This window comes from Gracilibacillus lacisalsi DSM 19029 (genome assembly GCF_000377765.1).
Lineage (GTDB): Bacteria > Bacillota > Bacilli > Bacillales > Amphibacillaceae > Gracilibacillus > Gracilibacillus lacisalsi.
In genome coordinates this window covers 18,916-33,854 of sequence record NZ_KB898671.1, presented here as the reverse complement: position 1 = coordinate 33,854, position 14,939 = coordinate 18,916, and the positions used below count along the sequence as shown (strand labels likewise).

Here is a 14,939-nt window from a genome sequence, read left to right as displayed (position 1 = left end):
AGCATGGAGGGAAAACAGCATGAAAAAAATATTCCAATTTAAGAGCATTAAAACGAAGATGATGGCATTTTTCTCCCTGATAACGGTTTTAGTTTTAGGGGTTGGTTTTTATTTGATTTATTCGATTAGTGATATGACAAAAGAAACGGAACAACTGGCAAATAAGGAAATTCCATTACTTGCGACAGATTTTAAATTATTAAGTGTACTTACTGCCCAGCAAAATGAGTTAAGAGGATATTTAATTACTGCGAATGAAAGCCATGAGCAAGCCTTTATAGGTATGCAGGAAGCTGCATTAGGTTTTAAAGAGGACTTGTTAGACCTAACGAATAATCCTACTACTATGGAATTAACCGGGAATATTGATCAAATATATAATATAGTAGATGAGGAATTCCTTCCGGCAATGCACGCAGGAGAAACGGAAGAAGCTGCTCAGATATTGGAAGAAAAAATAGATCCATTAATTGAAGAAACATCGAATGGTTTTTTAGATTTAGCTCTGACAAGAGAGGCAGAGAGTAAAGAAAGTAGTCAGTTAGCACTCGAACATGGGGAATCCAATTCGATCATCGCTATTATTTCTGGCATTGTGTTACTTATTATCATTATTCTATTATCGATTTTTGTACCAAGAATTATTTCTAAACCAATTATTCAATTAAAAGAACGAATGGACTTAATTGCTAGTGGTGATTTAAGCAGTGAACCATTAATTACAAAATCAAAAGATGAGATAGCTGACTTAATTGAGGCGTCTAATCGTGTAAACAATAATTTGAAAGACATGTTGAATCAAATAACTACTGTATCGAAGACTCTCAATGATCAAAGTTATGAATTAATGCAATCATCTAACAATGTGAAAGAAGGTAGCGAACAAGTAGTTAGCACTATGCAAGAGTTAGCAAGTGGTTCAGAATCCCAAGCAAATACAACCAGTGATCTTGCCAATTCGATGAACGATTTTAGTAACAAAATAAAAGAAGCAAATAATAGTGGAGAAACGGTTTATTCTTCTTCACAAGAGGTTCTTCAGTTAACTGATGAAGGTAGTAAACTGATGAATTCTTCTATTGATCAAATGGGGATCATTGATTCGATTGTAAAAGAATCAGTTGATAAGGTAAATGGACTAGATAAGCAATCCCAAGAAGTCTCTAAACTCGTGAATGTTATTAAAGACATTGCTGAACAAACGAATTTGTTAGCATTAAATGCAGCAATTGAAGCAGCACGTGCTGGGGAGCAAGGGAAGGGCTTTGCAGTAGTTGCTGATGAAGTACGGAAACTAGCAGAGCAAGTATCCTTATCTGTCACAGATATAACACAGATAGTAAATGATATTCAACAGGAAACTGGATCAGTGACAGAAGCTTTACAAAATGGTTATAAAGAAGTAGAAAGTGGAAGAAATACAATTATCTCTACTGGGAAAACCTTTGAAGGAATTAATAGTTCTCTCTCTGAAATGGCGAACGGAATTAAATATATTTCTGAGAATTTAAGAGATATTGCAGGAAATAGTGACGAGATCAATAACTCAATTGAAGATATTGCTTCTGTGTCTGAAGAATCAGCTGCAGGAATTGAAGAAACCTCAGCAACCATTGATCAAACTGGTAACTCAATTGAGCAAGTGACTTTAAGTGCCAATCATTTAAATAAGCTATCGAATAATTTAAATGAATTAATTAAAAATTTTAAGTTGTAAGAATTTTATAATAGACAATTTATGACCGAATGAAAGGCAATGTTCTACTAAATAGAAACATTGCCTTTTTGGTAATATAGGAAAGTATCCGCAGTATCAACACATTTGTAAGCAGAGTAGCCATTTTGAAATAGCTTGTACAGGAAACCATCGCTGTGGCTATCCACTTCCCATTCCAGGGGATTTTCGCCTAAGCTAACTTTGGTAAACAAAGAGCGCTTACCAAAGTGGATCTTAGCCGAAAATCATCCCGTAGGAGTGGAAGTGCACGGCAATGCCGAACTGATCCTGTTTTTATAATCAGGGAAAGTGCCGATCAATCCTTATGCCATGATAATGAATGAGAATGTTTTTTTGCTTCAAACTAATTCCATATACAATCAAAAGTTGGTGTCAAACAATGATCCTTAGGTATGGTTATGTCTCAACTGCGCTTTCACTTTGGGAAGCATCTCCTTCTCGAACGTTAACGTTTACGAATTGGAAGAAATTAAGTAAAGAGGCAAGAAGAGAAAAACTTTATTATCTTACAGAACAAAACCTAAGAAATACCATTCGTATATTACATTATAATATTGCACATGGTATAGATGTTTATCGAATGTCGTCCTCACTTGTACCACTCGCTACACACCCAGAGGTAAGATGGGACTTTATAACTCCTTTTACCGCCCTTTTTAAGGAGATTGGTGTACTAGTACAAAAACATAAGCTACGTGTCAGTTTTCATCCGAATCAATTTACTTTGTTCACTAGTTCAAAGAACCATGTCACAGAGAATGCGATTGTGGATATGACTTATCACTATGATATATTGAGAGCGATGGGATTAGAAAGAAAAGCAACGATAAACCTTCATGTAGGTGGTGCTTATGGTAACAAAGAAGAGGCGATCGAGCAATTTAATCAAAATTTTTTAAAGCTTGATAAGAATATACGTATGCAAACGACTTTAGAAAACGATGATAAGACCTATACAGCAAAAGAAACGTTAAAGATTTGTGAGAAGAACGGTCTGCCTTTTGTGTTTGATTATCATCACCATTGGGTGAACTCCGGAAAAGAGTCATGGGAGGAGTTACTCCCGAAAATTTTCGCTACTTGGGAAGGAACAGGCCACCCACCTAAATTTCACTTATCTTCTCCTAAATCGGAAAAGCAGATCAGAGCACATGCTGATTATGTAGGTATTGATTTTGCCAAAAATTTCATAAAACCTTTAAAAGCGTTTGGAAAATCCGCAGATATCATGATTGAAGCGAAAGCGAAGGATAGGGCAGCTTTAAAGCTCATAGAAGACCTTAGTAAGTTGCGTGGTTTTAAAAGATTGAGTGGAGGAGCGATGGAGGTATAGAATCTTCTTTTTGCAAAAGGAGCGGATTTATTGTTGATAGTCCGCTCCATGTATAGAAGCACATATAAAATGATTAAGTATCTGCTGCTATTTGTTCAATATCTTTATAAATAGTAGAATAAATCTTATCGACGACCGTAAAATCTACTGCATCGATATAAAAAGCTTCTAATTTATCATGTAAGGCCTTGGCTTCCTTCAAATAAGTGATGCCATCTTTCATTCGTTGCTTGTAGCGTTTGGTGTAATAAGTAATATCTGATTCATATTTTTCATCCGTACCAAGAGTAATGGTTTGCTCGTATAGGTCAACAATTTCATCACCTTGACGCTCAGGGAAATATTCATGCGGATCGGTACTATCAAATACACAGACACCTAGCTCTCGGATAACAACCATATCGATACTTTCCGGGTCAAATCCGCAGTGATACATTTCCACATCAAAGCCACTTTCCTCCGCATTAGTGGCAACTTTTTTTAGTAGTGTTGATTTACCAGTGCCAGCACGCCCTTTGATAAAGTAACGTTTTGCCAACTCTTCGGTAATGGAGGGAATAAAATCAACCACACCTTCAGGGGTAGAGGCACCGAAAAAGCGATGTCGCACGATACCATTTCCGTGAATACTTGCTTTATCGAGCAGAATCTTTTGAATTAATTCGTCAGTGACTTGATTAGCTTTGTCAAAATCCATCTCATTAATATATATTTCCTCTAAGTAATCGTGAAGATGAAGCCCATCTGCAAAACAGTCATAAGCCGATTGAAATGCAGCACTTATTTGTGTTTGCAACTCAACGATGTCATCTTTATTTGCTTTTAGCTTTGTATTATCCCAAGCAACTCCGAGATTAACATACTGTTCAATTGCCCCAGGGGCCTTTGGCTCTAAAACATGTGGAGCAGTTGCATCAAAAATTCCAAAATGAAGCGTGGGGATAATAAACCCATCTAAAGAATCATTATCTGCTGAACAATGAATTCGCTCAATATTATAACCTTGCTTTCCCCATGCATCTGCTAGCTTTTTCATTATTGTGGATTTTCCAGTACCAGGACCACCTTTTAATAGATATATATTTTCTAACCCTTGCATATTTGACTCAAACAGGTTGTAGAATCCCTTTGCCGTGTTGCCACCAGCATAGTAGTTAATCACTTTCCCTGACAAAACCACCACCCCTTTGTAAAAAAGATTTACACATTAGCCTATGCGATCGTGGAACTATCTGACACTTTTGTAGATGGGATAATTTAAGTACCAAAATTCACTCGTATGAAGTCAAAATGGTACTAAAAAGACATTTAAGTACCAAAAATAAAAATTATCTGATTAAAATGGTACTTAATACACGATTAAGTACCAAAATGACTCCCCATGACCACCATTTTGGTACTTAAATACTCATCATGAAACATGTTATAATATGTAAAAATGGGAGGGATTTCATGATAACAAAGCAAAGGAAAAAGTCTGATGAATTAATCGCTTATGAGTTATTATCTAAACGAAAGCAATTGAACGAGGAAGAAAAGAAACGATACCGAAGCTTAGCTAAAGGTTTTGAAGGGGAGGTTATGTTTGATACTTATTTAGATAAACTAGCAGGAGAGCATATCATCTTAAAAGATTTACTAATACATCATAATAAATATTGTCAAATGGATACGATATTATTAAAAAACGGCAAGATTTTCTTATTTGAGATAAAAAATTTCATCGGTGAATACTATTGGGACGATGGTAATTTATTTATGTTGAACCAAGTGGAAGTCAATAATCCGCTAGTTCAACGTGATCGAGCCTATTCCATTCTACGGCGCTTACTACAGTCGCTAGATATCAGACTCCCCTTGGTTTCCTACTTAATATTTGTGAACCCCGAATGTTCTATCTTTCAAGCTCCTTTAGACAAACAGATTATGTTACCAACGCAAATCAATCGCTTCATCAAGCATTTTCCTATTACCACGAACATTACCTCGCAAGAAAAAGAAGCTTCAGAAAAACTTAAAGCAAATCATATCGAAAATTCCCCATTTAATCAGTTTCCATCCTATCAGTATGATCAATTAGAAAAAGGAATCCCATGTTATCACTGTGGAAACATGGCAACAATCCCGAAAAAACAAGGGATTGAATGTCGTTTATGTGGTCACTTTGAAAAGGGGAGCGAAGCCATTATACGTATTTGCAGAGAATATCAGTTTTTGTTCCCGGAACGAAAAGTAACCTCAACCTCTATTTATAATTGGGGGGGTAGGATGATATCGAGAAGAAGAATCTTTCGAATATTACAACAATACTATGAGAAAAAAGGTGAACATAGGTGTCACTATTTTGAATGACACCTATACACATTTCTAACCTAAAACTTTCTTAAATTCCTCTGTAAGTAATGGCACAACTTCAAAAAGGTCGCCAACTATTCCATAATCAGCAATTTTGAAGATTGGTGCTTCAGGATCTTTGTTAATGGCAACAATAATCTTTGATTGACTCATGCCGGCTACATGCTGAATTGCACCACTAATTCCGCATGCAATATAGATTTCTGGTGTAACAACTTTACCAGTTTGCCCAATTTGCAGTGAATAGTCGCAGTAATCAGCATCGCAAGCACCTCTAGAAGCACCGACTGCTCCACCGAGGACATCAGCTAGCTCTTGTAAAGGCTTAAATCCGTCTGCACTTTTGACTCCGCGCCCGCCTGATACAACAATTTTTGCTTCTGATAAATCGACTTTTCCAGATGTATTCTGTACGACGTCTTTGATAACGGTTCGTAAAGAAGCAGGTTTAGCATATTCGATATGTTCCATTTCTGCTTTATCTCCGCTTGAATCAGCTCCTGCAATATTATTTGGTCTAATGGTGACAACCCATGGAGTGCTTTGAAAAACTTTCTTTTCAAATGCTTTTCCTGCATAGATTGGTCGGGTATATACAACTTGCTCGTCGATGTTTTCGATATTCGTGACATCCGAAATTTGTCCGGCATCGATCTTTGCGGAAATCATTGGTGCTAGATCACGGCCAATAGCGGTATGTCCCAAAATGATTCCGTCTGGATTGGAGGCATCAATCACTTGTATTACAGCAGTAAGATACGCTTCAGGGTTATATTGCTGTAAATCTGGGTGATCAATAAGATAAATTTTCTCCGCATTAATACTAGAAAGGGACTCTGTTAGGTTATCTAATGAATGACCGATCACGGCGACATGGAGTTGGTCGTTTTCGGTTGAGGATAATGTTGCTGCATGTAGTGACTCATAGGTGACTTGACGCAATGCACCACCGCGGTGCTCAGCAACGACTAGAATAGTTCTACTCATAAGAATGCCTCCTTATTATAATACTTTTGCATCATGCTGTAGTTTTTCAACGAGTTCTTTCACTTGCTCAGCAGTCTCGCCTTTCAGAATTTGACCTGCTTCTTTTTGAGGAGGAAGAAAAAGGTCTTTTCTAGCTGTTTTTGGAATTAGCTCGCTTTCTTCTATATCGAGATCATCTAATGTTAATTGTTGTAGCGGTTTTCTTTTTGCTTTCATAATTCCAGGAAGGCTTGGGTAACGTGGTTCATTTAACCCTTGTTGTGCGTTGAAAACTGCAGGAAGTGTGACTTCAACTTGTTCAAGGTCGCCTTCTGCATCACGATCTGCTAGTGCTTTGTCATTACTAATATCAAGCTTCGTAATCGATCCGACATGTGGAATGTCTAAGAGTTGTGCTAATCGTATCGCTACTTGACCAGCACCATTATCAACCGAGAAGTAACCACCCAGAATGAAATCAACTTTTTGACCTTCAAAGTATGCAGCTAATACCTTTGAGATGGTGTTTTCATCTGATCCTATTCTTTCATCTGATATTAATACAGCTTCATCAGCTCCCATTGCTAATGCTGTGCGGAGAGCTTCGGATGTTCGCTCTGGACCGACAGCAATAACATAAACATTACCCCCAAGTTCCTCTCGTTTTTGGATCGCTTCTTCTACGGCATATTCATCATATGGGTTGATGACATATTGCACGCCATCTTCGGAAATAGTGCCATCTTCAACGATGATTTTTTCCTCGGTGTCGAAGGTCTGTTTTAGAATGACATAGATATCCATTTATCATTCTCCTTTCCAACATAAATGGTAAGCATTTTCTAATAATCACGTTCATATCCATAATATGAGAGCCCTTACACATTCATGTGTGTTTCTTGTAAGGTAAAGGGTGGCTCAAAAGCTTTTCTGAGCCTACTAAGTATCAGGAAGGGAGCGATCAATGTGGCTTGGCAATGGATTCAATTTCTCGCATTTCTTCTAGTAACTGGTTACGGCTTGTATTTATTTGGGAAAGTGGTTTATCGTCGTTACTTATATATTAAGTTAGGAAAGCAGGTGGAAATCGAAAAGAATCTCGATGAACGCTTGAGAACGTTTGTCTCGCAAGTATTCGGTCAATCAAAATTATTGAAGCATAAAAAAAGTGGGATCATGCATGTCATTATTTTTTATGGCTTTATCATCTTACAATTTGGGGCCTTGGATATCATTGTCAAGGGCCTTGGGGCAGATCGACTTCCGATTCCAGGCTATCACGTCTTTAACCTCTTTCAGGAAGTAACGGTCTTTCTTATATTTCTTGCAGTTGGTTATGCAGCCTATCGCCGTTATGGTGAGAAACTACCTCGTTTAAAAAGAGGAAAAAAACCGAGCATCGTTATTTACTTTATTTTTTCCTTAATGTTATCGGTTCTTTTGACACTAGGATTAGAGCGGGTTCTACATGATCTCTCTTTTTCTTGGTATTCACCGCTTTCCTCTTTGATTGCAGCAGCTTTTATGTCGGTTGAAGAGATGACAGCACAGATTCTTTTTTTCACGTTTTGGTGGGCACATTTATTGATATTATTAGCGTTTTTAGTATATGTTCCGCAATCAAAACATTTTCATCTGATGGTTGCTCCGATCAACATTTTTTTAAGACGAACAGAACCGGTTGGTCAATTGAGAAGCCTTGATCTTGAAGATGAAAATGCGGAATCATTCGGTGTTGGAAAAATAGAAGATTTTACACAACAACAAATGCTCGATTTCTATTCCTGTGTTGAATGTGGACGTTGCACGGATGTCTGTCCAGCTTCTAATACGGGTAAGCTGCTTTCGCCAATGCATCTTATTGTAAAGTTGCGAGACCACCTTACTGAAAAAGGTGCAGCGATCACATCGAAATCACCTTGGGTACCGCAGTCTAATTATGGTATACACAGCATTCAAGATGTTGATAGAGAGCAGGTCGAGTGGGGGCAAGGGACGACGATTCAACCGACGATGACACTCCAGCAACAGATGTGGTCGACAAGTGATAACAATGTAGAGGAACTAAATCTCGTTGGCGATGTGATGACCGAGGAGGAGATTTGGGCATGTACGACATGTCGGAACTGTGAGGATCAATGTCCGGTCGGGAATGAACATGTGGATAAAATCGTAGACTTGCGTCGACATTTACTGCTCATGGAAGGTAGTGTTCCTCATGAAGGCCAACGTGCAATGCAAAACATTGAGCGCCAAGGGAATCCATGGGGAATCAATCGCAAAGATCGTGCGAAGTGGGTGGAAGACATTGACGGAATTCCGGTTCCGACAGTAAAGGAAAATCCTGATTTTGATATTCTTTACTTTGTTGGTTCAATGGGGTCTTACGATAATCGCAGTCGCAAAGTGTCTCGTGCATTTGTAAGATTGCTAAATGAAGCAGGTGTCAACTTTGCGATTCTTGGCAACGAAGAGAAGAATTCCGGTGATACGCCGAGAAGAATGGGTAATGAACTACTTTTCCAAGAGTTGTGCATGGAAAACATTGCAACATTAAAGAAATACAACGTGAAAAAAATCGTTACAGCCTGTCCGCATACTTTTAATACATTAAAAAATGAGTACCCAGAGTTTGGTTTAGACGGGGTTGAGGTCCTTCATCATACGGAGCTTCTCAATCAGCTAGTGAAAGACGGTCGATTAACGCCAACGTATGAATTGGATGAACGGATTACGTATCATGATTCCTGTTATCTAGGACGCTATAACAATGTATATGACCAGCCACGAGATATTCTCCGTTCGATTAAAGGTGTCGAATTAGTTGAGATGGATCGTAACCGTGAGAATGGCATGTGCTGTGGTGCAGGAGGAGGGATGATGTGGATGGAGGAAACCGCTGGAAAGCGGGTAAATCTAGCTCGCACAGAACAAGCACTTGATGTAAATCCAACAGTGATTAGTAGTGCCTGTCCGTATTGTCTCACGATGCTAGATGATGGCACGAAAGCAATCGAAGTAGAGGACGATGTGAAGGCAAAGGATATTGCCGAAATTTTAGAGCAAGCGGTATTTGGCGTGTCTAGCTCTAACAAACTGACAGGATGACATAGAACAGGAGGTTAATAGGATGGAAAGACAAATTCGACGTGCAGCTGTAATTGGTTCGGGCGTTATGGGAGCAAGCATCGCAGCCCACTTAGCAAACGTGGGTATCCCTTGTCTTTTGCTCGATATGGTCCCTGATCAATTAACAGAAGATGAAAAAAGAAAAGGACTGCGTCTAGATAGTAAAGAAGTCCGTAACCGTTTAGCTATAAATGCAATCAAAAGACTGAAGAAAACAAAGCCAGCCCCATTGTATGATGAGGATTTGGCGTCGTTTATAACTCCTGGCAATATCGAGGATGATCTCGAACGAATCAAAGAAGTAGATTGGGTTGTAGAAGTGATTGTTGAAAACCTTGCCATTAAGAAGCAGCTTTTGGAGCGTGTTGAAAAAGTATGGGAGAAGGGTATTATTGTCAGTTCTAATACGTCAGGTATTTCCATCAATGCCATGGTAGATGGTCGTAGCAATGTATTTAAAGAACATTTTCTAGGCACACATTTTTTCAATCCGCCTCGTTATATGAAACTATTAGAAATTATTCCAGGCAAGCAAACACAAACCGAAATCATAGATAGGATGAATCAATTTTGTGAGAAAAAGCTCGGTAAAGGTGTTGTAATTGCGAAGGATACGCCAAACTTTATCGCTAACCGGATCGGAGCGTACAGTTTGCATATCACACTTAACGAAATGCTTGATAATGGCTATACAGTTGAAGAAATTGACGCATGTACAGGACCGGCAATCGGGCGTCCGAAAAGTGCGACATTTCGAACATTGGACTTAGTGGGACTTGATACGTTTGTACATATTGCTAACAATATGTACGATAAATTGACTGATGAGGAAGAGAAGAAGGTGTTCAAGGTACCGGAGATTTTACGAAAGCTAGTTGAAAAAGGATGGATTGGTGAGAAAACGGGGCAGGGCTTTTATAAAAAGGTAAAAAACGAAAAGGGGAAGGAGATTCTCTCCCTTAACGTCCAGACCATGGAATATGAGCCACAAAAGAAAACTGTCGGTGCATCTTTGGAAGCTGCAAAAATGGCAAAAGGAACAAAACAAAAGTTAAAAGCACTGTTAGGGACGCAAGATCAATACTCGGAACTAGCTTGGAATACGCTCAAAAAAGTACTTCTTTATTCAGCAGAAAAAGTAGGAGAAATTGCCGATTCGATTTTAGAAATTGATCAAGCGATGAAATGGGGCTTTAATTGGGAGCTTGGTCCATTCGAAACGTGGGATGCGATTGGATTAGAGACGTCCGTAAAGCGGATGGAAGCAGAAGGAGAAAGTGTTCCACGATGGGTAAAAGATTGGATTAAAGCCGGAAACCAATCCTTTTACAAGAAGCAAGAAGGTACCATGTTTTTCGCATCAGATAGTGTCTATAAGCAAATAGAGCCAAAGCCTGAAGTGATTTCGCTACGTACACTTAAAGAGCAAAATAAGGTTGTGAAATCCAACAGTGGAGCTAGCCTACTTGACCTTGGTGACGGAATAGCTTGTTTGGAGTTTCATTCCCCTAATAATGCGATCGGTGCGGAAATTTTAATGATGATTGAAGAAAGTATCAAAGAAGTCCGTCGCAATTACGATGGACTCGTTATTGCCAATCAAGGACGTAATTTCTGTGTTGGTGCTAATTTAATGATGCTTTTAATGGAAGCACAGGATGAGGAATGGGATGAAGTCGACCATATTATCCGCCAGTTTCAAAATACGATGTATCATTTAAAACAGTTTGAAAAGCCTGTTATTGCAGCTCCACATCGGATGACCTTAGGTGGAGGTGTTGAGGTTTGTCTGCCAGCCGATCAAGTTGTCGCCTCGGCAGAAACGTACTACGGATTAGTCGAGGTTGGTGTTGGCTTAATACCAGCAGGTGGCGGGTGTAAGGAACTGATCTGTCGTCTTAGCAACTCTGTTACGAATCCGGAGGCTGATTTACAACCATATGTCAACCAAATATTTGAAACGATCGGCATGGCAAAGGTATCGACAAGTGCACTAGATGCGAAAAAGCTTGGCTATTTGCGTGATCAGGATAATGTTGTTGTTCATCAAGATCATTTAATTTACGAAGCAAAGCAAGCTGCACTGCGGTTGGTTGAGCAAGACTATACACCAGAGCCAAAAGAAGAGATTCGTGTAGTTGGAAGCGAAGGGAAGGCGTTGTTGAAGTTAGGTGCTTATCAAATGAAGTTAGCTGGTTATATCAGTGATCATGACCAACTAATAGCCAATAAACTGGCTCACGTATTAGCTGGAGGGGATGTTCCTGCGGGGACACGAGTGAGTGAGCAATATATGCTCGATCTCGAACGGGAAGCTTTCTTAAGTTTGTGTGGTGAGCCGAAAACTAGGCAGCGCATGCAGTATATGTTAAGCAAAGGGAAACCATTACGTAATTAAATTAGAAATGAGGTGACTTTGTGAGAGAAGCAGTGATTGTATCGATTGCACGTACACCAGTAGGGAAGGCAAAGAAAGGCCGTTTTGCCCAAACACGGATAGAGGATCTAGGTAGTACGGTTTTAAATGCGGTCATGGATCGGGCTCAAGGGTTAAAGAAAGAGGATGTGGAGGATATCATTATTGGCTGTGCCATGCCTGAAGGAGAGCAAGGGTTAAATGTCGCAAGAATTATTTCCCTTTATGCTGGTTTTCCGGCTACAACTCCAGCGATAACGATCAATCGTTTTTGCTCATCAGGCTTACAGTCAATTGCCTTTGCCGCAGAGCGTGTTATGCTCGGTCATGCAGATGTTGTTATCGGCGGAGGAGTAGAAAGTATGAGTCATGTTCCGATGTCAGGGTTTAAGATGTCTCCACATCCACAAATTGTCGATGAAATGCCTGAAATCTATATGGGGATGGGCTTTACGGCTGAAGAAGTAGCAGCACGATTTGATGTTTCACGAAACGATCAGGATCACTTTGCCGCAATGAGCCATCAGAAAGCAGCAGCAGCTATGCAAGCAGGCAAGTTTAAAGAAGAAATTGTCCCCGTACAAACAGTGCGTAAGGGTGTTGATGAGAACGGGAATCCTTGGGAAGAACAAAGCGTTGTCGACACGGACGAAGGGGTTCGTGCGGCTACAAGTGTTGACGTACTGGCAGGACTCAAACCAGCGTTCAAGCAGGGAGGAACTGTAACTGCTGGTAACTCATCGCAAATGAGTGATGGTGCAGCAGCATGTGTAGTAATGAGTAAAGAAAAAGCGGAAGCACTTGGTTTAAAACCATTAGCTACCTTTAGATCCTTTGCAGTGGCTGGCGTTGAACCTGAGATTATGGGGATTGGTCCGATCAAGGCGATTCCCAAAGCCCTTGATATGGCAGGGGTGAGCCAGGATGACATTGAACTTTTTGAAATAAACGAAGCATTTGCAGCACAATGTTTGCCAATCATTCGCGAACTGAAAATAGATGAAGAGAAAGTAAACGTGAATGGAGGAGCAATTGCACTTGGCCATCCTCTCGGATGTACAGGGGCCAAGTTAACCTCCACCTTACTTTATGAGCTGAAACGCCGAGGCGGTGGGTACGGAGTCGTTTCGATGTGTATCGGTGGAGGTATGGGTGCAGCTAGTGTGTTTGAAGTGCATCCAAGCTAAAAAAATACCAGCATCATGATTAGAAAGGGGAACACAATGATGGAGGAAAAAATAGTTGGTGGAAGTTTTATTATTGACGATGTCGATTATAACTCGGTCATTACACCAGAGGATTTCACTCAGGAACAGCGAATGATTGCCGAAACAACAAAGGATTTTATTGAAGGAGAGATTCTGCCACAGGATGAAGCGATTGAAAGCTTAAATTACGACCTTACCGTAACACTACTGCAAAAGGCAGGAGAATTGGGACTTCTTAGTGCTGATGTGCCAGAACAATATCAAGGTCTTGGTCTCGATAAAGTAAGCTCGACATTGATCAGTGAACGATTATCTAAGGCGTCGTCCTTTGGTCTATCCCTTGGAGCACATGTCGGGATTGGTACCTTGCCGATCGTTTACTTCGGATCAGAAGAGCAAAAGCAAAAATATCTGCCTCCATTAGCTAGTGGGGAAAAAATTGCCGCTTATTGTTTAACAGAACCATCTTCTGGTTCAGATGCACTAGGTGCCAAAACTACTGCTACATTATCGGAGGATGGTAAGCACTTTATCTTAAATGGAACAAAGCAATTTATTACAAATGCAGCCTTTGCTGATATTTTCATTGTTTATGCTAAAGTAAATGGAACAGATTTTAGTACATTTATTGTAGAGAGAACAATGGAAGGAGTCAGTACTGGACCAGAAGAACAGAAGATGGGTATCAAAGGCTCCTCAACGTGTCCATTAATTTTGGAAGATGTGAAGGTTCCTACAGAGAATTTGTTGTGGGAGGTTGGAAAAGGTCATCTTATCGCCTTCAACATCTTGAATATTGGTCGATTTAAGCTTGCGGCAGGTTGTCTTGGTTCCTCGAAGGATACGATTGAACTAGCATCGGCCTATGCGAATGAAAGAGTTCAATTTAAGCAGCCCATTTCATCTTTTCCTCTCATTCGTAAAAAATTAGCAGAAATGAATATAGGGGCCTACGTTCTTGATAGTATGGTGTACCGAACAGCTGGATTAATAGATGCGAGTATGAAAGATATTGATTTCAACAGTTCTGATGCAGGGGTGGCTTCTGCCAAAGCAATTGCTGAGTATGCGCTAGAGTGTTCGATCAATAAAGCATTTGGATCTGAGACATTAGATTTTATTGCTGATGAAGGTGTGCAAATTTACGGTGGCTATGGATTTATCAAGGAATACAAAATCGAGCGCATCTATCGTGACTCACGCATCAATCGAATTTTTGAAGGAACAAATGAAATCAACCGTTTATTAATTCCGGGTACGTTGATTAAGCGAGCAATGAAGGGCGAACTTCCGCTGATGCAGAAAGCTCAACAGTTACAAGAAGAATTACTTACGTTTATGCCACAACGCACGTTTGAAGGGCTCTTAGAACAAGAACAATACATGATTAAAATGGCCAAGAAAATCTTCCTCATGCTTGGCGGTTTAGCTGTACAAAAATACCAACAAGAGCTTGAAAAAGAACAAGAAATTCTAAGTCATTTAGCAGATATTATGATTCAAGTGTACGCAGCTGAAAGTGCATTACTTAGAACGAAGAAATTGATCGCGAACGAAGGTGAAGAGAAAGCGGCAAATGCGATCACGATGACTCAAGTATTTGTTCACGAATCATTTGAAACAATCGAGTCTTTTGCTAAGGATGCGTTAGCTGCGATAGAGTCAGGTGATATGCTTCAAGCCCAATTGTCTATAGTAAAAAAACTCACTCGCCGAACACCAGTCAATACAGTTGCATTGAAAAGACAAATTGCAGAGCGTGTCATTTCAGCTGAGAAGTATGTCGTTTAACAT

The 14,939-nt window shown here is 39.7% G+C and carries 10 protein-coding genes; 7 read left to right on the top strand and 3 right to left on the bottom strand.

Annotated features, from left to right (window positions below):
* Positions 1 to 19: 19 nt before the first annotated feature.
* Both D569_RS0114720 and uvsE read left to right on the top strand, forming a co-directional pair.
* Positions 20 to 1,717, top strand: coding sequence for a methyl-accepting chemotaxis protein (locus D569_RS0114720; protein ID WP_018933204.1), 1,698 nt, complete (start codon positions 20 to 22; stop codon positions 1,715 to 1,717).
* A gap of 400 nt (positions 1,718 to 2,117) precedes the next feature.
* Complete coding sequence (gene uvsE, locus D569_RS0114715) at positions 2,118 to 3,071, top strand: UV DNA damage repair endonuclease UvsE (protein WP_018933203.1); 954 nt, start codon at positions 2,118 to 2,120, stop codon at positions 3,069 to 3,071.
* 73 nt (positions 3,072 to 3,144) lie between these two features.
* Here the strand turns inward: uvsE and D569_RS0114710 are convergent, their stop codons facing one another.
* On the bottom strand, positions 3,145 to 4,245 hold the full coding sequence (locus tag D569_RS0114710) for a PRK06851 family protein (RefSeq protein ID WP_018933202.1): 1,101 nt from the start codon (positions 4,243 to 4,245) through the stop codon (positions 3,145 to 3,147).
* A gap of 278 nt (positions 4,246 to 4,523) precedes the next feature.
* Between D569_RS0114710 and D569_RS0114705 the strand changes: the two genes are divergently transcribed.
* Entirely contained in the window at positions 4,524 to 5,423 is a 900-nt protein-coding gene (locus tag D569_RS0114705; RefSeq protein WP_018933201.1) for a nuclease-related domain-containing protein, read from the top strand.
* A gap of 15 nt (positions 5,424 to 5,438) precedes the next feature.
* Here D569_RS0114705 and D569_RS0114700 read toward each other — a convergent pair whose 3' ends face one another.
* Together D569_RS0114700 and D569_RS0114695 are read right to left on the bottom strand one after the other, a co-directional pair.
* Complete coding sequence (locus D569_RS0114700) at positions 5,439 to 6,413, bottom strand: electron transfer flavoprotein subunit alpha/FixB family protein (protein WP_018933200.1); 975 nt, start codon at positions 6,411 to 6,413, stop codon at positions 5,439 to 5,441.
* Between the two features lie 15 nt (positions 6,414 to 6,428).
* Complete coding sequence (locus tag D569_RS0114695; protein ID WP_018933199.1) at positions 6,429 to 7,196, bottom strand: electron transfer flavoprotein subunit beta/FixA family protein; 768 nt, start codon at positions 7,194 to 7,196, stop codon at positions 6,429 to 6,431.
* Positions 7,197 to 7,358: 162 nt separating this feature from the next.
* On the opposite strand from D569_RS0114695, the gene D569_RS0114690 reads away from it, so the two are divergent.
* Genes D569_RS0114690 through D569_RS0114675 form a run of 4 tightly spaced genes read left to right on the top strand, consistent with a single transcriptional unit; the run spans position 7,359 to position 14,936 of the window.
* The gene (locus D569_RS0114690; protein WP_018933198.1) at positions 7,359 to 9,500 is read left to right on the top strand and encodes a (Fe-S)-binding protein; all 2,142 of its coding nucleotides are present in this window, start codon (positions 7,359 to 7,361) and stop codon (positions 9,498 to 9,500) included.
* Between the two features lie 22 nt (positions 9,501 to 9,522).
* Positions 9,523 to 11,919 (top strand): 3-hydroxyacyl-CoA dehydrogenase/enoyl-CoA hydratase family protein, encoded by a 2,397-nt coding sequence (locus D569_RS0114685; RefSeq protein ID WP_018933197.1) that lies wholly within the window; start codon positions 9,523 to 9,525, stop codon positions 11,917 to 11,919.
* A 20-nt stretch (positions 11,920 to 11,939) separates the two neighbouring features.
* Entirely contained in the window at positions 11,940 to 13,124 is a 1,185-nt protein-coding gene (locus tag D569_RS0114680; RefSeq protein ID WP_018933196.1) for an acetyl-CoA C-acyltransferase, read from the top strand.
* 39 nt (positions 13,125 to 13,163) lie between these two features.
* Positions 13,164 to 14,936, top strand: a complete 1,773-nt coding sequence (locus tag D569_RS0114675) for an acyl-CoA dehydrogenase family protein (RefSeq protein ID WP_018933195.1) — start codon at positions 13,164 to 13,166, stop codon at positions 14,934 to 14,936.
* Positions 14,937 to 14,939: the final 3 nt, after the last annotated feature.